We start from the raw sequence: 20264 nt of genomic DNA on the forward strand, positions 1-20264 counted from the left end.
TGAGGGATGTGCTGCGGTGCCTTCGCCTGCAAACGGCAAGACACCGGCGTCAACTGTGGTTCGCCAATCCTGCGAGCATGTCGAGGCAGCGTTCAAGCTGCGCAATCTCCAGGAATTCGTCCGGCTGGTGGGCCTGCGCGATCGATCCCGGACCGCAGATCACCACCGACATCCCCAAGCTCTGGAACAGCCCCGCCTCGGTGCCGAAGGCGACGAGATCGGCCGCGTATTCGCCGGTCAGCCGCGCAACGAGGTCGCGCGCCGCATTGTCCTTCATCGGGATCAGCCCCGCGATTTCGCCGATGATCTCGGTCTCGATAGCGGCGTCGGGCGCGATCCGGCGCATCTCTGGCAGTAGGACATCCTCGCAGAACTCCCGCACCGCCGCGCGCGCATGCTCGGCATCCGCCGCCACGACCGGCCGGGTCTCCCATTCGACCTCCGCTGCGCCGGCCAGCACATTGCGCGCCGTGCCGCCATGGATCTGTCCGACATTCAGCGTGCTCCAGGGCGGGTCGAACGTGCTGTCTCCCGGCACCCGTTCCCGCAATTCCTCCCGGAGCACCAGCAGGCGGCTCACAAAGCGCGCCGCGTATTCGGCGGCGTTCACGCCTTTCTCGGGCGCGGAACCGTGCCCCTGCGTGCCGGTGAAGCGGGTGGTGTATTCGTTGCAACCCTTGTGCCCGTCGATGATCCGCATTTCCGTCGGCTCGCCGATAATCGCCATGGCGGGGGCGATGTCTCGTGCCCGCAATTCCTCGACCAGTTGCTGCGCGCCGAGGCAGCCCACCTCCTCGTCATAGGTGAAGGCGAAATGCAGCGGGCGGCGCAGATCGGCGGCGGCAAAATCCGGCAGGCAGGCGAGGGTGGCGGCGATGAAGCCCTTCATGTCGCAGGTTCCGCGACCATAGAGCCGGCCGTTTTCCTGCCGCATCCGGAACGGGTTCCCGCTCCAGCCCGGCCCCTCCACCGGCACCACATCGGTGTGGCCGGAGAGCACGATCCCGCCGGGCGCGTCGGGCCCGAGCGTGGCGAAAAGGTTGGCCTTGCGGCCCGTGCTGTCATGGAACAGCTCGATCTGCGCGCCGACTTCCGACAGGAGCGAGGCAAGGTGGACGATTATCTCAAGGTTGGATTCCGAGGAGACCGTCGGATAGGCAATCAGATCGTCGAGGATCGCGATGGCGCGGGCGAGCCGGTCCATGCTCACGCCTTCACGAAGAGCTTGCGGGGCCGGTCGCAGAAACATTCCGCCGGACCGTCGGGGCGGATCAGGATGCTTTCGGTGATCTCCAACCCCCAATCCTCCATCCAGAGGCCGGGCATGAAGTGGAAGGTCATTCCCGGCTCCAGGATGGTCTCGTCCTCGGGCCGGAGCGAGATCGTGCGCTCGCCCCAGTCCGGCGGATAGCTCAGGCCGATCGGGTAGCCGCAGCGCGCGCCGCGCTCGATTCCGGCGCGTTCCAGCGGGGCGGCGAGCGCATTGGCGATGTCGCAAGCCCGATTGCCCGCGCGCGCCGCCTCCAGCCCGGCTTCCAGCCCCTCGACCAGCGCCGCCTCGGCCCGCCGCAAGGCGTCGGTCGGCGCGCCCAGAGAGACCGTTCGGCAGAAGGGCACGTGATAGCGCCGGTAGCAGCCGGCCAGCTCGAAAAACGTCGCCTCGCCGGTTCGGAAGGGTGCGCCATTCCATGTCAGATGGGCCGCGGAGGCGTCTGGCCCGCTCGGCAGGAGCGGCACTATAGCCGGGTAGTCACCCCAGTCCTCGCCATTTCCGAGCACTTGGTCGCGAAGGATCTCCGCCACCAGCACGTTCTTGCGCATCCCCGGTTCGATCCGTTCGATCACCCCGTCCATCACCCGCTCGGCGATCCCCGCCGCCTTGCGCAGGAAGGCGATCTCCTCGTCCGATTTTACCCCGCGCTGCCAGTTGACCAGCGCGGTGGCATCGACCAGTTCCGCCTCCGGCAGTTCGGCCAGCAACGTGGTATAGGCCTTTGCCGAGAAGTAGTAATTTTCCATCTCGACGCCGATCCGGCCGCGCCCGCCACCCGCCTCGCGGATGATCGCGGCGAGGTCCTGCATCGGGTGGCGCTCGGTCGTTTGCACGAAATGGTCGGCATAGCCGCGCACATGCTCTGCCGTCATCCAGACCGTGCGCAGCGCGCCATTGGCATCCATGCGCCGCCCCCACCAGAGCGGGTCGCGGTCGCCAGAGACCAGCACTCCCTGGTGGACATAGAAGGACCAGCCGTCATACCCGGTCAGCCAGGCCATGTTGGACGGATCCTCGACAAAGAGCATGTCGAGCCCGGCCGCCGTCATCGCGGCGCGGGTCTTGTCGAGGCGGCGGGCATATTCGGCCCGGCTGAAGGGAAGGTCCTGGGCGGTCATGCGGGGGGCTCCTTTCAGCCCCGGGGCGGAGCCTTGTCAATGGGGTGCGGAGAGCCGCGCTGCCCGGTCGCGGGAATGGGGCCAGGACAGGCGTGATCTGTCGGCCAGAATAGCGGGCGGCGCGCTCTGCCTGTCAAGCCAAAGCCAACGCGCGAGGCGACATGCAGCCGCAAATCTCCGAACATCATGCTGTTCGTGCCGTTTTGCGCGGCACGGTGAAAAATGCGGGAGCGGGCAGGGGATTGGGTGGGGCGGCAGGCTCGGGGCCGGCTGTGTGGCGGAGGCGCCGAAGCGCCTGCCGCCGTAATCTGCATCAACCTCGGCGCCAATACGGCGCAGCGGTGGAACGCTTGGCGCGCCGTGTGTGACGGCGCGCCGGGGCGAGGTCAGTCGGCGAGGGACCAGCGCTCCATCCAGCGCTCGCCATCTTGGTCGAAGTTCGAAGCCATATCGCCATGCACAACCCGCTTGCCGGTGGCGAAGACGAAATTGGCGAACATCGGAAGTACGGTGCCGCCATCGGTCGAGACGATTTCCTGCATCTCGTAATACATCGCCCGGCGCTTGTCTTCGTCGAGCTCGGCCCGTGCCATGACCAGCAACTCGTCGAAGCGGCCATTCGCCCACATGCTGTCGTTCCAGGCAGCGCCGCCCTCGAAGGCGGTGGTGAAGATCTGGTCCTCGGTCGGACGACCGCCCCAGTAGACCGCGCAGAACGGGTGCTTCAGCCAGACATCGGACCAGTAGCCATCATTCGGCACCCGCTTGACGTCAACGGTGATACCGGCGGCCGCAGCGGAGTTCTGGTACAGAACGGCGGCGTCCACGGCCCCCGGGAAGGCCGCATCGGCTGCCGAGAGCTGAACGGTCAGCGCGTCGAGCCCGGCCTCCTTGAGGTAGAACTTGGCCTTGTCCGGATCATAGGGCGTCTCCGCCAGGTCCGGGTTGTGGAAGCGGTAGCTCGGCCCGATGGGTTGGTCCTTGCCCACGGTGCCGTGGCCGAAGAGGATCTTGTCGACCAGTTCTTGCCGGTTGATCGCGTGTTTCAACGCCCGGCGCACATTCACATCGTCGAGCGGCGCGGTATCGGCACGCGCGGCGAAGCTGTAATACTGCGGACCGGCGACGGAATGGATCGCGATTCCGGGATTGCGGCCCAGCAGCGCGACGGTCTTGAGGTCCAGCTTGTCGATCGCGTCGACATCGCCGGAGACCAGCGCCGTGGTCCGCGCATTCAGGTCCACGATGGACAGCATCTCGATCGCGTCCATGAAGCCGCGTTCCTGGTTCCAGTCGTCCTGGAAACGCTCGAAGCGGGCCACGACGCCGGGATCGAACTCGACCAGCTTGTAGGCGCCGCACCCGTCGCCGGAGCGCCAGTCGATCGAGCCCGCGCCGTCGGAGGGGCAGATCGCCATGTGGTAGTCGGTGAAGACGAAGGGGAAATCGGCGCTGCCGGTCTCCAGTTCGAAGACGACCGTGTCTTCGCCTTCCTTGGTGATCGACACAATCGGGGCGACGAGCGGTTTGGCAACCGATTTGGAATCCTCGCCACGGTGGTAGTCGATCGAGGCGATCACATCGTCGAGCGTCACCGGCTTGCCGGAATGGAAGGTCATGCCGGAGCGGATCTTGAATCGCCAGGTCTTGGCGTCGGGGCTTGCCTCCCAGCTCTCCGCGACGTCCGGTTCCAGCGACCCGTCAACACCGACCTTGGTCAGGAAACCGTTCATCCCATAGGTCAGCGCCACGGTGAAACCGTTGGTCCAGGTCGCCGGGTCGAGTGTGTCGCCGGTATTGCCATGGCCCTTGGCGACGCGAATGGTGCCGCCGCGCGATTGCGCGCGGGCGCGCCCCGTGCCCAAAAGTGTACCGGTCGATGCGAGTCCTGCAAAAGCAGCCGTGGTGCCGAGAAATCTGCGGCGTGTCGGCTGTGCGAAGGTCGTTGTTTTCCTATTATCGCTCATGCGTCCCTGTCTTTCTTCCAAATGAGGCGGGCGGCACCCGTGGGTGTCCTTTTTGCGACATGCAAAGTCGCTTTCGTACATAGCTGTGCACAGTCCGGATAGATAGCCTCTCCCAATATCTTCCCGTTCTGACGCGGCCATCAAAGACCTCCTCCATCGTATCTTAACGTTTTCTAAAAGCAATTTTTTTCAGAAAATCGGCGCTTAAGTTGCATGGCGCAAAAGAAAAACGCAGCGAACCGCCCTGCGCCTCTGGCGGGTTGCCCTCGGGGAAGGTAAAGTTTCTCTTGTGCCGGGGTAGAACTCTGCTGCTGTTCGTGATTGTTTTACCGGATGTCGTTTTTGAGCATTTCTCCCCCGTCAGTGCAGGAACGCTCCGACTCTGAAGGCGCATCAACGTCGCCAGTCCAAAAAAACCAACAGGAGACACGAATGTCGAAGAAGGACGAAATCCTGATAAATCGTATCGCAAGGGCGGCCCGCACCGGTCGGATCTCGCGACGTGATTTCATTAATACCTCTATTGCCGCGGGCCTGACCGCGACCACGGCCACCGGGCTGTGGACGACGAAAGCAGCCGCGCAGCCCAAATCCGGCGGGAGCTTCCGCTGGGGCCTGCATGACGGCAATACCTCCGATACGCATGATCCGGGCACCTATGTGTCCCGCCAGATGATCTACCTGGCGCATACCCACCGGTCCTACCTGACGATGATCAATGGCGACGGCTCGCTTGGCCCGGACCTTGCCGACAGCTGGGAGGCCTCCGCCGACGCTTCCGAATGGACCTTCAAGCTCAGCGAGAACGCGTCTTTCCACAGCGGCAAGAAATGTACCGCCGATGACGTCATCGCCTCGTTGAACCACCATCGCGGCGAAGCATCGACTTCGGCGGCCAAGGCGCTGCTGAGCGACGTGGTCGATATCACCAAGGATGGCGACTACACGGTCAAGATCGCCCTGACGGGCGGAAATGCCGACCTGCCATGGCTGATGACCGATTATCACTTTGCCATCTGCCCGGCCAAGGATGACGGCACGATTGACTGGCAGTCCGGCGACGGCACCGGCCCTTACAAGATCGACGGCGGCGAGTTCGGCGTGAGCTGGCAGCTTTCCCGCCATGACGGCTGGCACCGCGAAGGCGCCTGGTTCGACAAGGTCGAGATCATCGTGCTGAACGATCCGAACGCGCGCCAGACCGCGCTGGTCACCGGCGATGTGGACGCGGTCTCGATCATCGAGCTCAAGACGATGGCGCTGCTGCAGCGGGACCGGAACATCAACATCCACAACATTCCCTCGGCAGGCGCCATCACCATGCCGATGCATTGCAACAAGGCGCCCTTCGACAATCCGGACGTGCGCAATGCGCTCAAGCTTGCGATGAACCGCGACGAGATCATCGAGAAGATCGCCTTCGGAGCGGCCACCAAGGGCAATGATTTCCACCATTCGCCGGCACAGCCCTATTGGCCCGCCGACATCCCGCAGCGCGACTACGATCCCGACCAGGCCAAGGCGCTGCTAAAGAAGGCCGGTGCCGAGGGGCTGGAAGTCAGCCTGAGCACGGCCGACAGCGTCTATGCCGGCGCGGTAGATATGTGCGTGCTCTATGCCGAGCAGGCCAAGGCTGCGGGCATCAAGGTCAACGTCGTGCGTGAACCGAATGACGGGTACTACTCCGATGTCTGGCTCAAGAAGCCGTTCACGCTCGTCTCCTGGGGCGCGCGCCCGACGCCGGACGTGATGTACACTCTGGCCTACAAGTCGGATGCGGCCTGGAACGAGAGCTACTGGGTCAATGAGCGCTTCAACGAACTGCTGTTGATGGGCAAGGCCGAACTCGATGACGCCAAGCGCGCCGAGATCTACCGCGAGATGGGAATGCTTGCCCGCGACGATGGCGGCACCATCATCCCGTTCTTCAATAATTTTGTCTATGCCAGCCGCTCAAATATCGGTACGCCCGATACTATGGCTGCGAGTTGGGAATGCGACGGGGCACGTGCGGCGAGCCGCTGGTGGTCCACAGCCTGATGTGAATGATTTCGGCCCCCGGCGTGGTTTCGTGCCGGGGGCTCTCGATCCGGCGGCACTGGGCGACCGAGCCGATGGCCATGCCCCGGAGGGCGTTCCCGGCGAAACGGGATGCACGCCATGACAACTAGGAACACGCATCCGGCTGCCGGTCGTCATGCGGAGCTTCGGAGGGACATATGGGCGACCTCACCAGGCTGGTCTTCAAAAGGCTGGGACTTGGCCTCCTCACCATTTTCGTGGTGTCGGTGCTGATCTTTTTCGCGGTGGAACTGCTTCCAGGCGACATTGCCGAAGCCGTGCTCGGACAGGGCGCGACAGAGGAAACCGTGGCCGCGATGCGCGAGCAGCTTGGGCTCGACCGGCCCGCGCCCGTGCGCTATTTCGAATGGCTCGCCGGCGCCGTAACCGGCGATTTCGGCGTGTCCCTGGTGTCCGGCGAACGGGTGAGCGAGGCAATTTCGGACCGTTTCGTCAACACGCTCTTCCTGGCCTCCTACGCGGCGGTGATCGCGGTGCCGATCTCGATCATGCTCGGCGTCTTCACGGCGCTGTACCGCAACACGATCTTCGACCGCGTCGCCAATGTCATGACGCTGACGACGATCTCCTCGCCGGAATTCTTTCTCGGCTACATCCTCATTCTCTTCCTGGCTGTCCGCACGACGATGTTTCCGGCCATTTCGAGCCTCAGCGGTGACATGAGCCTTTTCGATCTTCTCGAAAGGACATTTTTGCCAATGCTGACGCTGGTGCTCGTGGTGACCGCACACATGATGCGCATGACCCGTGCCGCGATCATCAACCTGCTGGCCTCGCCCTATATCGAGATGGCCCGCCTCAAGGGCACGCCGCCCTGGAAGGTGATCGTGAAACATGCCCTGCCGAATGCCTGGGCGCCGATCATCAACGTGGTGGCGCTGAACCTGGCCTATCTCATCACCGGCGTCGTGCTGGTCGAGGTGGTCTTCGTCTATCCGGGTATCGGTCAGCTGCTGGTCGACGCGGTTTCCAAACGCGACTTCCCGATCGTACAGGCATGCTGCCTGATCTTTGCAGCGACCTTCATTCTTCTCAACCTTGCTGCGGATGTCGGGGCGATCCTGACCAACCCGCGTTTGCGGCATCCGAAGTGAGGGCGGGAACATGAGTACCTTCGTCATTGTCTACTATTCCGCCCTGATCGGCGCTTCCTGCCTCGCGGCATACTACAAGCAACGATCGGTCTTCATGCTGATCTTCACGCTGACGCTGATCTCCTTCGTTCTGGGGATCATCGGCGGGGCGGGCGCGCTGCGTTTCGTGGCGACATCCGCCTTCGTGCTCGCGCTTGCGGCCGGCACCTCCTATGCCTTTCGGGAATTCCTTATCCTGATCTCGAAGCCCGGTCTGGCCAAGGAACTGCGCACCGCGCCGCTCACCGCGGCTTTCGGCATGTTCGTGATCTTCACCTATGCCATCGCCGGCATCTTCGCGCCCTGGATCGCGCCGCATGGCGAGGCCGAGATCATCGGCCAGGCCTTTGCGCCGGCGGACGAGAACATGCTTCTGGGCGCCGACCAGCTCGGCCGCGACATGTTCAGCCGCATCATCTATGGCGCGCGGAACTCGGTCGGCCTGGCGCTTGTCGCCACCTTGCTGGCCTTCCTGATGGGTGCGACGGCGGGGCTACTGGCGGCCGTGAAAGGCGGCTGGTTCGATCAGCTCATGGGCCGCACGGCGGATGTGATCATGTCGATCCCGTCGCTGATCTTCGCGCTGCTGATCCTGTCGATCTTCGGCACCGGTCTGCAGGTCATCGTGATCGTGGTGGCGGTGATCTATTCGCCACGCGTCTTCCGCCTGACACGTGCGGTTGCGGGCAATATCGTCGTTATGGACTTTATCGAGGCGGCGAAACTACGGGGCGAGGGGGACTGGTACCTGATCCGCAAGGAAATCCTGCCCAACGCCACAGCGCCGCTGATCGCCGAGTTCGGTCTGGAGTTCTGCTTCGTCTTCCTGCTCATCGCCGGCCTGAGCTTCCTTGGTCTCGGCATCCAGCCGCCCACGGCGGATTGGGGCTCGATGGTGCGCGAGAACGCAACGCTGATCTCCTTCGGTGACATCACGCCACTGATACCGGCGGCGGCAATTGCACTTCTGACGGTGGCGATCAATTTCGTCGTCGACTGGATGCTCTTCCGCACCTCCGGCCTGAAGGAGCAATAAGATGAATGACAAGTTCAAGAACGCCGAGGTCCTGCTCGAGATCAGGGATCTTAAGATTGAAGGCTACTCCGACGAGACCTGGGTGCCGATCATCAAGGGCGTGGACCTTACCTTGCATCGCGGCGAGGTGCTTGGCCTGATCGGAGAGAGCGGCGCGGGCAAATCCACGATCGGCGCCGCCGCCATGGGCTATGCCCGTGACGGAACCCGCATTTCCGACGGCTCGATCGAGTTCGACGGGATGGAACTGACGACGGCCACCGAAGCCGAGCGACGCGCCTTGCGGGGCTCGCGTATCGCCTATGTGGCGCAATCGGCCGCGGCGTCCTTCAACCCATCCCACAAGATCATCGACCAGCATACCGAAGCGCCGGTTCATTATCGGATCAAGAAGCGCATGGAGGCGCAGGAAGACGCGATGGAGCTCTATGAGCGCCTGCGCCTTCCGAACCCCAAGGAGATCGGCTTCCGCTATCCGCACCAGGTTTCGGGCGGCCAGCTTCAGCGGGCGATGACCGCGATGGCCATGTCCTGCCGGCCGGACCTGATCATCTTCGACGAGCCGACAACGGCGCTCGACGTGACCACCCAGATCGAGGTTCTGGCCGCGATCCGTGACATCGTCGATCAGTTCAACACCGCCGCCATCTACATCACCCACGACCTCGCGGTGGTGGCCCAGATGGCCGATACGATCAAGGTGTTGCTCAAGGGCGAGGAGGTCGAACAGGCGCCGACGCAAGTGATGCTCGACAACCCGCAGGAGGATTACACCAAGAGCCTCTGGGCGGTCCGCTCGTTTCATTCGCCGCAGCGCCACCGTCCGGCCGACGGAACCGAGCCGCTGATCTCGGTGCAGAACGTGGACGCGGCCTATACCGGCGGCGTCAAGGTGCTCGACGATGTCTCCTTCGATATCTACCCGGGTATGACCGTGGCGGTGGTGGGCGAGTCCGGTTCCGGCAAGTCGACCACGGCGCGCTGCATCACCGGGTTGTTGCCGCCGATGTCCGGCCAGATCCTGTGCAAGGGCGAGCCGCTTCCGCCGCGCTACAAGGACCGCACCCGCGACCAGCTCCGGCAGGCGCAGATGATCTACCAGATGGCCGATACGGCACTGAACCCGAAGGTTCGCATCAGCGAAATCATCGGCCGGCCCGCGCAGTTCTATGGCGGACTGCACGGCCCTGCGCTGAAACAACGGGTAGATGAGTTGCTGGACCTGATCGAGCTGGAACCGTCCAAGTATTACAGCCGCTATCCGCCGGAGCTGTCAGGCGGTCAGAAGCAGCGGATCGGCATCGCCCGGGCGCTGGCAGCCGAGCCGGAATTCATCATCTGCGACGAGGTCACCAGCGCGCTCGACCAGCTCGTGGCCGAGGGTATTCTCAAGCTACTCGACCGGTTGCAGGACGAGTTCGGCCTGGCCTACATGTTCATCACCCACGACCTGGCGACGGTGCGGTCGATTGCCGACGAGGTGGTGGTTATGCAGCACGGCAAGGTGGTGGAGCAGGGGCCCAAGGACGAGATGTTCACCCCGCCGCACCATCCCTACACGGACCTGCTGCTGTCCTCGGTGCCGGAGATGGACCCCGAATGGTTGACCACCGTGCTGGAAGAGCGCGGTGTCGACAATATCGGCGAGTCCGCAGGCAACTGAGCGCGGCCACGAGAAAACCGGCCGTTCCCATCGCGGGGACGGCCATCAATCAGAGATCCACAAACCAAAGCGCCGCTTGCGGTGACGCAGCGATTAACGGTCCGGGTCTGGGTGGTAATCTTGGGCGCTGGCGCTTCGCTCAGAGTATGGCGTTTGCTGACAACGCCAGCGTACTGACAATGGCGGCATAGATCAGCAGCAGCGCGGGCAGGGTGCCTGCACGGGAACGGTATTCGCGGATCATGTCGTCGCGTGTCAGCATCGCAACCTCCGGGGCCTCGGGTCTTACGGCAGCCATCAGGTGCCGCCATATGTCGGAAAGGGCGTCGTTCGCCGCCCGTACAGCACCGTATTCATCGATTGGTAGATATTTCTTTGATCTGCGTCACCGACAGGAAATTGGCCTGACCACTGTTGCAATCCCGCGACAAAACATGCCCCGAGGGGCTCTGACCTTGGCGTGGATCCAGGAAATACCAGGGGTACGAATGGGCGCACGCGGCTGAAGGGCCATAGATTCGGGGTTTGACCTGCCCGAAATGCCGAAAAACGCCCCCATTGCGACGCTGCATGGCACGGCTCTGTGCCTGCGGTGGATACTCTTTCTTGCAAAACAAACGCGCCGCCAACCAACGCGCCGCTGAAGGAACGACGATGACACAGCCGAATATACTGATCTTCATGGTCGACCAACTCAACGGAACGCTCTTTCCCGACGGGCCGGTGGAGTGGCTGCATGTCCCCAATCTCAGGCGGTTGTCGGAAAACGCAGTCCGCTTCGAGAATTGCTATACCGGCTCGCCGCTCTGCGCGCCGGGGCGGGCGGCCTTCATGTCGGGTCAACTGCCCTCGCGCAACGGGGTCTATGACAATGCCGCCGAGTTCCGCTCCGACATTCCGACATTCGCCCACCACCTGCGGCGCGCGGGCTATCAGACCTGCCTGTCCGGCAAGATGCATTTCGTCGGACCCGACCAGTTGCACGGTTTCGAAGAGCGCCTGACCACCGATATCTACCCTGCCGATTTCGGCTGGACGCCGGATTACCGCAAGCCCGGTGAGCGGATCGACTGGTGGTATCACAACATGGGTTCGGTCACCGGTGCGGGCGTGGCGGAGATCACCAACCAGTTGGAATATGACGACACTGTCGCCCATGAAGCGAAGATGAAAGTCTACGATCTGGCCCGTGCGCAGGACGACCGGCCATGGTTGCTGACCGTCAGTTTCACCCATCCCCACGACCCCTATGTCGCCCGCCGGGAATACTGGGATCTCTATGAAGACTGCGAACACCTTCTTCCGGATGTCCCTGCGTTTGACTACGAGGATCAGGACAATCACTCCAAGCGGATCTTCGGCGCCAATAACTGGCGCGATTTCGACATCACCGAGGAGCATATCCGTCGTGCGCGCCGCGCCTATTTCGCCAATATCTCCTATTGCGACGCCAAAATCGGGGAGGTTCTCGATGCACTGGAAAAGACTGGCCAGGAGGCCGTGATCCTGTTCGTCTCGGATCACGGCGACATGCTCGGCGAGCGCGGCTTGTGGTACAAGATGAGCTTCTTCGAGGGATCGGCGCGGGTGCCGCTGATGATCTCTGCGCCAAATCTCACACCCGGGCTGGTCTCCGGTCCCGTCTCGACCATCGACGTTACGCCCACCTTGTGCGATCTGGCCGGGGTGTCCATCGACGATATGGCGCCCTGGATCGACGGGCAGAGCCTGTTGCCGCTTGCAGCCGGCACGCCCCGGCAGGCGCCGGTTGCGATGGAATATGCGGCCGAGGCGTCCGAGGCGCCGCTGGTCTGCCTGCGCAAGGGGCGCTGGAAACTGACCTTATGCGCGCTGGACCCCGATCTGCTTTATGACATCGAGGCCGATCCGCTTGAACTGCACAACCGAGCGCAGGACCCGTCCTGTACCGCCACTCTGAAGGCGCTGAAGGAAGAAGCCCTTGCGCGCTGGAACCTCGACGTGTTCGACGCAGAGGTGCGCGCCAGCCAGGCCCGTCGCCTGCTGGTCTACGAGGCGTTGCGGAACGGCGGCTACTACCCCTGGGACTACCAGCCGCTCAAAAGGGCCAGTCAGCAATATATGCGGAACCACATGGACCTGAATGTCCTGGAAGAGACCAAACGCTACCCGCCGGGAGACTGAACCCGCGCCATCCACGGCTTGTCTGCCAGCGGCGGCTGCCGGGCGTCTCAACCGCTCCCTGCGATCCGCACTCAACAAATAACCGCAACACCGTTACGGGCGTTGCGGTCGCGTTGAAACAGGAAGTTGAATGCGGCTCCGGAGGCCGTCCCCGGCCTACAGAATGGCGCTCGCCGACAGCGCCAGCGTACTGAGCAGAACGGAATACACCAGCAAGAGCGCCGGCAGGGTGCCTGCGCGCGAACGGTATTCGCGGATCATGTCGTCGCGTGTCAGCATGGTAACCTCCACCAAAAGGGGAATCCCGTCCTCGAACCGGGCTCAATTCCGAACTAGGAGTTCAGAACGACCCAATCAAGGAGTTTTCCGAGAAATCGTGAATGTGTAATTGATCGTCATTCGACGACGTCGCAAAGCGTCCAGCGCGTGTCGCAATCGGGAACCGTGAGCGGCGCGATTTTGCCGATCGGCAGACTGCCCGAGCAGCCGGTACCAAAAAACGCGGTGGCGAGAGCGAATCAACCCAAGCAGAAAACTTCGGGAAAATGGCTCATCAACCGGCGTTCTGGCCGACCCGGCTCAGCTGCCCCAGATCTTCTTCACGTAACGCTTGGTTTCGCGGTAGGGCGGCACGCCGCCATATTTGTCCACCGCGCCGGGGCCGGCGTTGTAGGCCGCCAGTGCCAGCCGCCAGCTGGAATAGCGCTCATACATCATCCGCAGGTAGCGCGCGCCGCCATCCAGGTTCTGTTTTGGATCATTCGGATCGACGCCAAGATTGGCGGCGGTTTCCGGCATGAGCTGGGCCAGCCCGATCGCCCCCTTGTGCGACACCGCGCCGATCCTCCAGTTGCTCTCCTGCTGAACGAGGCGCAGGAACAGGTCCTCGGGCACGTTGTGGCGCCGGGCGGCATTCTTGGCGAGCTGGAGATAGGGGCCGGAATAACGGCCGCGATAGCTGGGGACCGCAGCGGACTCGAGCGCTGCCTTGGCCGAGGGCGGCTGCAGCCGGACCGAATTTTCATATTGCTGGGCGGCGCGGCTATCGAGAAGACGAGTCTGGGAGGCAAACAGCTTGGCGCGGGCCTTGGAGGAGACGGAGGTTTCCGCCCAACTCGGCGCAACCGTCGTCACTGCCAATCCTGCAGCCAGGACGGCCGCAATGAGCCCTGTCTCGACACCCCTCAACATGCACTTTGTCCCAAATACCACTTGTTCTTGGCGGCGCAGTATAGCCAAAACTCCGCGTCGCGCCAGCCTGCGAACTCCGCAGCCCGGATATTGGCGGTTTTGCACCGTCCTCAGGTGGTGTAGCGTCTGGCTCCAATCGGAATCGGTGCGCCCGTGAGCGCACGCGCAAAAAACGAGGAGCAGCGCATGGCCGGATCGGTGAACAAGGTGATCCTGGTGGGCAATCTGGGCCGGGACCCCGAGGTGCGCACCTTCCAGAACGGTGGCAAGGTTTGCAACCTGCGCATCGCGACATCTGAGACCTGGAAAGACCGCAATAGCGGCGAGCGCCGCGAGCGGACCGAGTGGCATTCGGTGGCGATCTTCTCCGAGCCGCTGGCCCGCGTTGCCGAGCAGTACCTGCGCAAGGGCTCCAAGGTCTATATCGAAGGCCAGTTGGAAACCCGCAAATGGCAGGACCAGTCCGGCCAGGACCGTTACTCGACCGAGGTCGTCCTGCGCCCCTATCGCAGCGAGTTGACCATTCTCGACAGCCGCGGTGGCGGTGGCGGCGATACTGGCGGCTTTGGTGGCGGTGACGGCGGCTATGACGACCGCGGCAGCTATGGCGGCGGCGGTGGTGGTGGCGGTCAGCCCGGCGGCGGCTATGGCGGCGGCGGGAAGAGTGGCCCGGGTGGCCCCGGCGGTGATATCGACGACGAGATTCCGTTCTGAGCCGATAGCGGCTTTTCAGCTATACCACTGGCAAGGCGCACCCGGTTCCGGGCGCCTGACCCCTGTGTCCCTGTGGGGCACAGGCCAAGTTCCTGCGACCAATCCAACGGACTGAGATGAGCACAGAAACTTCCGCCCGCATCACCCGCACCATCGCCAGCGAGATCGGTGCGCGCCCCGAACAGGTCACCGCCGCGGTGGGGCTTCTGAACGAGGGGGCCACGGTGCCCTTCATCGCGCGTTACCGCAAAGAGGTGACGGGAGGGCTCGATGACACACAGTTGCGGGACCTCTCCGAGCGGCTTGCCTACCTGACGGAGATGGAGGCGCGGCGAAAGACGATCCTCGACAGCATCCGTGAGCAGGGCAAGCTCAGCGACGAGTTGCAAAAGAAGATCGCCGGGGCGGATACGAAAGCCGCGCTGGAAGACCTCTATTTGCCCTACAAGCCGAAACGGCGCACCCGCGCTATGATCGCCCGCGAGCGGGGCCTTGACGGGCTGGCCGAGGCAATCCGGGTGGATCGCTCCGCCGAGCCGGCAAATCTCGCCGAAGGTTTCCTCGGCGAGGAGGTGCCCGACACAAAGACCGCGCTCGCTGGCGCACGTGACATCATCGTCGAGGAACTGGCCGAGAATGCCGACCTGCTGGGCCGGCTGCGCGGTTTCATGCAGGAACGCGCCTATCTCTCCGCGCGTGTGAACGAGGGCGAAGAGACCAAGGGCGCCAAGTTCTCTGACTATTTCGACCACCGAGAGCTTTGGGCCACTGTCCCGAGCCACCGCGCGCTGGCCATGCTGAGGGGCTCCAACGAGGGCATCCTGCGGCTTGAAATCGCGCCGGACCCGGACGTGGACCTGCCCAAGGTCCAGGCGATGGTCTGTGCCGCGCTGGACACGGCGGGCGAGGGGCCGGGCGACCGCTGGCTGCGCGATGTGGCCGGCTGGGCCTGGCGGACGAAACTGAGCCTGAGCCTGCTGCTCGACCTGATGGGCGAGATGCGTTCGCGTGCGCAGGAGGAGGCGATCCGGGTTTTCGCGCGCAACCTCAAGGACCTGCTGCTGGCCGCCCCGGCGGGCGCGCGGACAACCATCGGCCTCGATCCCGGCATTCGGACCGGCGTCAAGGTGGCGGTTGTCGATGCCACCGGCAAACTGCTCGATACCGACACGATCTATCCCTTCCAGCCCAAGAACGACCTGCGCGGCGCACAGGCGACGCTCGCGCGGCTGATCCGGGCGCATGGCGTGAGCCTCATTGCCATCGGCAATGGCACTGCCAGCCGCGAGACCGAACGCATGGTGGCCGAACTGATCGGGGACCTGCCGGGGCAGAAGCCCACCAAGGTCGTCGTCTCCGAGGCCGGCGCCTCGGTCTATTCCGCCTCCGAGCTGGCGGCGCGGGAGTTTCCCGGCCTTGACGTCTCGCTCCGCGGCGCGGTTTCCATCGCCCGCCGCCTGCAGGACCCGCTGGCCGAATTGGTCAAGATCGAGCCCAAGGCCATCGGTGTCGGCCAGTACCAGCATGACGTGGACCAGTTCCGCCTGTCCCGCGCGCTGGACGGCGTGGTCGAGGACGCGGTGAACGCGGTCGGCGTCGACCTCAACATGGCCTCCGCGCCGTTGCTGGCGCGGGTCTCCGGCCTCGGCCCCACGCTGGCGGAATCCGTGGTGGCGCATCGCGACGTGAACGGCGCCTTTGCCTCGCGCAAGGAGCTGCTCAAGGTCGCCCGCCTCGGTCCGCGCGCGTTCGAGCAATGCGCGGGCTTCCTGCGCATCACTGGCGGCAGCGAGCCGCTCGATGCCTCCTCCGTCCACCCCGAAGCCTATGACGTTGCCCGCCGCATCGTGTCGGCCTGCGGGCGCGACCTGCGGCAGGTGATGGGGGACGAGGCCGGGCTGGCGAAGCTGCGGGCAGAGGATTTCGTGACCGAGAGCTTCGGCCTGCCCACGGTGCGCGATATCCTGGGCGAACTGGCCAAGCCCGGCCGCGACCCGCGCCCTGAATTCAAGACCGCCAGCTTCGCCGACGGGGTGGAGGCGATCACGGATCTCAAGCCTGGTATGCTGCTCGAAGGGACGGTCACGAACGTCGCGGCCTTCGGGGCCTTCGTCGATATCGGCGTGCACCAGGACGGGCTGGTCCATGTCTCGCAACTGGCGGACCGCTTCGTGAAGGACCCGCATGAGGTGGTGAAAGCCGGCGACGTGGTCAAGGTGCGCGTCATGGAAGTGGACGTTCCTCGCAAGCGGATCGGCCTGTCGATGCGCAAGGACGCAAAGCCCGGCAACACGCGCCCGGAACGCTCGCAGCCGCCGAAAGGCCCGCGCGGCAAGGGGCCGTCCGGGCCGAGCGGGAAGGGCGCGCCGCGCAATCAGGGCAAATCCGTCTCGACTGACAACGCTTTCGGCGCCGCCCTGCGCGATGCGATGAAAAAGACATAACTGGCAGCCTGGCTCGCCGTCGCGCCTCAGGCGCGGCGCGCGGCCATGATCCAGATCCCGATCAGCACGGCCGACAAGGCCACGTTGATGTTTGCAAAGGACAGGCCGAGAACCGAGAAGGAAATCTCGTCGCACATCACGACCGGCGCGCCGAAATCCATGCTGATCAGGTCAGACCCCGACATTCCCGAAAGGTCATGCCCGCCGGTGCAATCGCTCGGCCCAGCCCAGAGCTTGCGCTCCACGCCGCTGTGATAGATCGCGAGGCCAAAGCTGTAGAGCGCGATCGGTACCCCGAGCCATGCCAGCCGAAAACGCCCGCTCAGAAGGATGACGACCCCGAGTGCTGCAAGGATCCAGTGCGGATAGCGCTGCAACAGGCACAGGTGGCAGGGCAGAATGCCCACCACGTGCTGAAAGAAATACGCCCCTGCGACGGAGCCGGCGGAGGCGACTGTGGCCAGCGCGACAAGGATTTTGGCGTTCATAGGTACTTCACCAGGTAGAAGGCGCCGAACAGCAGCACGCAGAAGATGATCGTCAGCAACCCGAGCCGCTTTTCAATGAAATACCGGATCGGTTCGCCATATCGATGCAGGAGCCACGCCACGAGGAAAAACCGCCCGCCGCGCGCAATGATCGAGGTGATCATGAAGGTCAAGAAGGGCATGCCCGTCCAGCCGGACATGATCGTGATGACCTTGTAAGGGAACGGCGTCAGCCCGGCGACCAGCACCGCCCAGAAGCCGAAATCGTTGAACCGCTGGTTGAACTCGGCCATCGAATCCGCCTTGCCGAGGCTTTCGAGGATCGGCTGCCCGATCTGTTCGAAGGCGAACATGCCGATCGCATAGCCCAGCATACCGCCGAGAACAGAGGCTACCATGGCCACGCCCGCGATCAGGAAGGCGCGGCGCGGTGTGGCGATGATCATCGGGATCATCAACACGTCCGGCGGGATCGGGAAGAAGGAACTCTCGATGAATGCGACGGCCGCGAGAACCCAAAGAGCGTAGGGCCCGGCCGCGAGGGAAATGGTCCAGTCATAAAGTTTTCGCAGCAATGGTCCGTATCCTGTAATGATCACAGTGCAAACATCACGGAGAAGGCTCAGGGTCAAGCGAGGGAGTCGAGGATGAAGTGGCAAGGTCGGCGCGGAAGCCGCAACATCGAGGACCGACGCGGCAGGCGGGGCGGCGTTTCGACCGCGGGCGGCGTCGGCGGCGTCGGTCTTCTGTTCATCCTGGTGATTGGGTGGTTTCTCGGAATCGATCCGTCTTTTCTGTTACAGGGCAATGATCGGCCGGCCGATTACGCCACGGGAGCGGCCCCGTCGGCAGAGGAAGAAACCGCAGCTCAATTCGTGTCGGTTGTGCTGGCCGACACCGAGGAGGTCTGGGGTAACATCTTCGCGAGCCAGATCGGTGAAACCTACAATCCGCCCATCCTCGTGCTCTTTTCCGGCGTCACGCAATCTCCCTGCGGCAATGCCTCCGGCGCGACGGGGCCGTTCTACTGCCCGGTCGACCAGAAGGCCTATCTCGACACGGCCTTTTTCGCCGAGTTGCGCGACCGTTTCGGCGCAAGCGGCGATTTCGCGGCCGCCTATGTCGTCGCGCACGAGATCGCCCACCACGTCCAGAACGAGCTTGGCATCCTCGGCAAGGCAAACAGCCTGCGCAGCCGGGTCAGCGAAGCCGACAGCAACGCCATCTCGGTACGGATCGAGCTGCAGGCCGACTGCTTGTCCGGCATCTGGGCCCGCAATGTCGAGGCACAGCTCGGCACGCTGGAGCAGGGCGACATCGCCGAGGCGCTGAACGCAGCCAGGCAGATCGGCGATGACAGGTTGCAGCGCCAGGCTGGCAGGGTCCCGCAGCCGCACACGTTCACCCATGGCAGTTCCGAACAACGGCAGAGGTGGTTCGCGACCGGTTTCAAATCCGGCAATATCGAGGTGTGCGACACGTTCGGAACGGATCGGCTCTGACTTCTAGACCTGCACGGACTGCCATGCAGTCAATGCAACTCGGCTTGCAAGCCAATCCCCGGTTGCAATTTGCAGCGCTAACACCGCATAGGAAGGCGAAACCGGCCCTTACCACGGCCAGATGCCATGAACGGAGGCGTATCCGATGACTGTCCTTATTGCCGGAGCCGGTGTTGCCGGGCTTACCCTTGGTCTCTCCCTTCACCAGGTCGGGGTGCCCTTCCGCATCATCGAAGCCATCGCCGAGCTTCGTCCGCTCGGCTTCGGCATCAACCTGCAACCCCATGCCGTGCGCGAGCTCTATGATCTCGGCCTCAAGGACAAGCTTGAGACGATCGGCGTGCAGACCGAACGCACGGCCTATTTCAACAACAGGGGCCAGGAGGTCTGGTCCGAGCCGCGCGGCCGCGAGGCTGGATACAAGTTTCCGCAGATCTCGATCCACCGCGGCAGCCTGCAGATGATGCTGCACGAAACGCTGCTGGAGCGCTGCGGCCCCAAGGCGATCCTTGCCGGCGCCAAGGTGTCCGAATGGTATGAAACCCCGCGCGGGCTGGAGGTCGTCCTGACGGATCGCCAGTATGGCTACGAGCTGGACCGGCTCCGCGGCTCGGTGCTGGTCGCCAGCGACGGCGCCCGTTCCTCCATTCGCGAGACGCTCTTTCCCGATGCGGGCATGCCAAACTGGCGCAAGTCTATGATGTGGCGCGGGGTTGCCCGCGCGCCGAAGTTCCTCGGTGGCAGAACGATGACGATCTCCGGAACCAAGGGCATGAAGTTCGTTGCCTATCCCATTGGAGAAAGAGGAAAAACACAAAGCTTTGTTCACTGGATCGCGGAGCTTCCCGTGGCCCCCGAGCGAGACTGGGAGAAACAAGACTGGAGTCGTCGCGGCGAGATCGACGATGTGTTGCCGAGCTTTGCCGACTGGAAGTTCGAATGGCTCGACATTCCGGCGCTGATCGGTGGCACCGAGGCGGTCTGGGAATGGCCGATGATCGATCGCGATCCGCTTCCCTCCTGGACCGAGGGGCGTATCGCCCTGCTGGGCGACGCCGCGCACCCGATGTACCCGATTGGCTCCAACGGTGCCTCGCAAGGGATCCTCGATGCCCGAGTGATCGCGCGCTGCCTGCGGGACAATGGCGAAACGACGCTGGCCCTGCAGGACTACGACGAAGAGCGCCGCGAGGCCGTCAACGCGATTATCATCGCCAATCGCGGGCAGGGCCCCGATGCGGTGCTCGACGCGGTGGACGATCTGGCGCCGGACGGATTTGACAATATCGACGACGTGATGCCCGACGCCGAACGCCGCGTCTTCGCGGACCGCTACAAGGAGGCCACCGGCCTGACTGTGGAAAAGCTCAACACCCAGCCGTCGATCATCGGGGCCGGCGAAGGCAAGCCCTTTACCGGCAAGATCGGGGACTGACGCAGCCCGGGTGCGGGAGGAGACCTCCGCCTCCGGTTCGTTCGGTTGGTCCAGA

At 63.7% G+C, this 20264-nt stretch carries 17 protein-coding genes; 9 read left to right on the forward strand and 8 right to left on the reverse strand.

Annotation, left to right across the window (positions count from 1 at the left end; translation table 11 throughout):
* Positions 1-49 precede the first annotated feature (49 nt).
* From argE to AX756_RS06445, 3 genes are all read right to left on the reverse strand, one after another.
* Positions 50-1204, reverse strand: coding sequence for an acetylornithine deacetylase (gene argE, locus AX756_RS06435; RefSeq protein ID WP_068309640.1), 1155 nt, complete (start codon positions 1202-1204; stop codon positions 50-52).
* A 2-nt stretch (positions 1205-1206) separates the two neighbouring features.
* Positions 1207-2391 carry a M24 family metallopeptidase gene (locus AX756_RS06440; RefSeq protein WP_068309641.1) on the reverse strand — a complete coding sequence of 395 codons (1185 nt, stop codon included), beginning with the start codon at positions 2389-2391 and terminating at the stop codon, positions 1207-1209.
* 386 nt (positions 2392-2777) lie between these two features.
* Positions 2778-4358 carry an ABC transporter substrate-binding protein gene (locus tag AX756_RS06445; RefSeq protein ID WP_068309642.1) on the reverse strand — a complete coding sequence of 527 codons (1581 nt, stop codon included), beginning with the start codon at positions 4356-4358 and terminating at the stop codon, positions 2778-2780.
* 432 nt (positions 4359-4790) lie between these two features.
* On the opposite strand from AX756_RS06445, the gene AX756_RS06450 reads away from it, so the two are divergent.
* The 4 genes from AX756_RS06450 (at position 4791) to AX756_RS06465 (ending at position 10272) form a co-directional block, all read left to right on the forward strand.
* A complete protein-coding gene (locus tag AX756_RS06450) occupies positions 4791-6398 on the forward strand; it encodes an ABC transporter substrate-binding protein (RefSeq protein WP_068309643.1) in 1608 nt (535 codons plus the stop codon).
* 179 nt (positions 6399-6577) lie between these two features.
* Positions 6578-7534, forward strand: a complete 957-nt coding sequence (locus AX756_RS06455) for an ABC transporter permease (RefSeq protein WP_068309644.1) — start codon at positions 6578-6580, stop codon at positions 7532-7534.
* A 10-nt stretch (positions 7535-7544) separates the two neighbouring features.
* Positions 7545-8609: an ABC transporter permease gene (locus AX756_RS06460; protein WP_068309645.1), complete on the forward strand. Its 1065-nt coding sequence runs from the start codon at positions 7545-7547 to the stop codon at positions 8607-8609.
* Between the two features lies 1 nt (position 8610).
* The gene (locus AX756_RS06465) at positions 8611-10272 is read left to right on the forward strand and encodes an ABC transporter ATP-binding protein (RefSeq protein WP_068309646.1); all 1662 of its coding nucleotides are present in this window, start codon (positions 8611-8613) and stop codon (positions 10270-10272) included.
* 139 nt (positions 10273-10411) lie between these two features.
* On the opposite strand, the gene AX756_RS25545 is transcribed toward AX756_RS06465, so the two are convergent.
* Positions 10412-10570 (reverse strand): hypothetical protein, encoded by a 159-nt coding sequence (locus AX756_RS25545; protein WP_156461407.1) that lies wholly within the window; start codon positions 10568-10570, stop codon positions 10412-10414.
* Positions 10571-10926: 356 nt separating this feature from the next.
* Between AX756_RS25545 and betC the strand changes: the two genes are divergently transcribed.
* Positions 10927-12435 (forward strand): choline-sulfatase, encoded by a 1509-nt coding sequence (gene betC / locus AX756_RS06470; RefSeq protein WP_068309842.1) that lies wholly within the window; start codon positions 10927-10929, stop codon positions 12433-12435.
* Between the two features lie 156 nt (positions 12436-12591).
* On the opposite strand, the gene AX756_RS26620 is transcribed toward betC, so the two are convergent.
* Positions 12592-12714, reverse strand: a complete 123-nt coding sequence (locus AX756_RS26620; protein WP_269432944.1) for a hypothetical protein — start codon at positions 12712-12714, stop codon at positions 12592-12594.
* A 300-nt stretch (positions 12715-13014) separates the two neighbouring features.
* Entirely contained in the window at positions 13015-13626 is a 612-nt protein-coding gene (locus AX756_RS06475) for a lytic transglycosylase domain-containing protein (protein ID WP_068309647.1), read from the reverse strand.
* Between the two features lie 186 nt (positions 13627-13812).
* On the opposite strand from AX756_RS06475, the gene ssb reads away from it, so the two are divergent.
* Entirely contained in the window at positions 13813-14340 is a 528-nt protein-coding gene (gene ssb / locus AX756_RS06480; RefSeq protein ID WP_068309648.1) for a single-stranded DNA-binding protein, read from the forward strand.
* Positions 14341-14456: 116 nt separating this feature from the next.
* Entirely contained in the window at positions 14457-16784 is a 2328-nt protein-coding gene (locus AX756_RS06485; protein WP_068309649.1) for a Tex family protein, read from the forward strand.
* A 26-nt stretch (positions 16785-16810) separates the two neighbouring features.
* On the opposite strand, the gene AX756_RS06490 is transcribed toward AX756_RS06485, so the two are convergent.
* Both AX756_RS06490 and AX756_RS06495 read right to left on the reverse strand, forming a co-directional pair.
* Complete coding sequence (locus AX756_RS06490) at positions 16811-17272, reverse strand: disulfide bond formation protein B (protein ID WP_068309650.1); 462 nt, start codon at positions 17270-17272, stop codon at positions 16811-16813.
* On the reverse strand, positions 17269-17847 hold the full coding sequence (locus tag AX756_RS06495) for a YqaA family protein (protein ID WP_068309651.1): 579 nt from the start codon (positions 17845-17847) through the stop codon (positions 17269-17271). The genes AX756_RS06490 and AX756_RS06495 overlap by 4 nt, the downstream gene beginning before the upstream one ends.
* Before the next feature lie 72 nt (positions 17848-17919).
* On the opposite strand from AX756_RS06495, the gene ypfJ reads away from it, so the two are divergent.
* Both ypfJ and AX756_RS06505 read left to right on the forward strand, forming a co-directional pair.
* A complete protein-coding gene (gene ypfJ, locus AX756_RS06500; RefSeq protein ID WP_068309652.1) occupies positions 17920-18774 on the forward strand; it encodes a KPN_02809 family neutral zinc metallopeptidase in 855 nt (284 codons plus the stop codon).
* Positions 18775-18919: 145 nt separating this feature from the next.
* On the forward strand, positions 18920-20209 hold the full coding sequence (locus AX756_RS06505; protein ID WP_068309653.1) for a flavin-dependent oxidoreductase: 1290 nt from the start codon (positions 18920-18922) through the stop codon (positions 20207-20209).
* Positions 20210-20264: the final 55 nt, after the last annotated feature.

This window comes from Aliiruegeria sabulilitoris, from assembly GCF_001558155.1.
Classification (GTDB): Bacteria; Pseudomonadota; Alphaproteobacteria; order Rhodobacterales; family Rhodobacteraceae; genus Tropicimonas; species Tropicimonas sabulilitoris.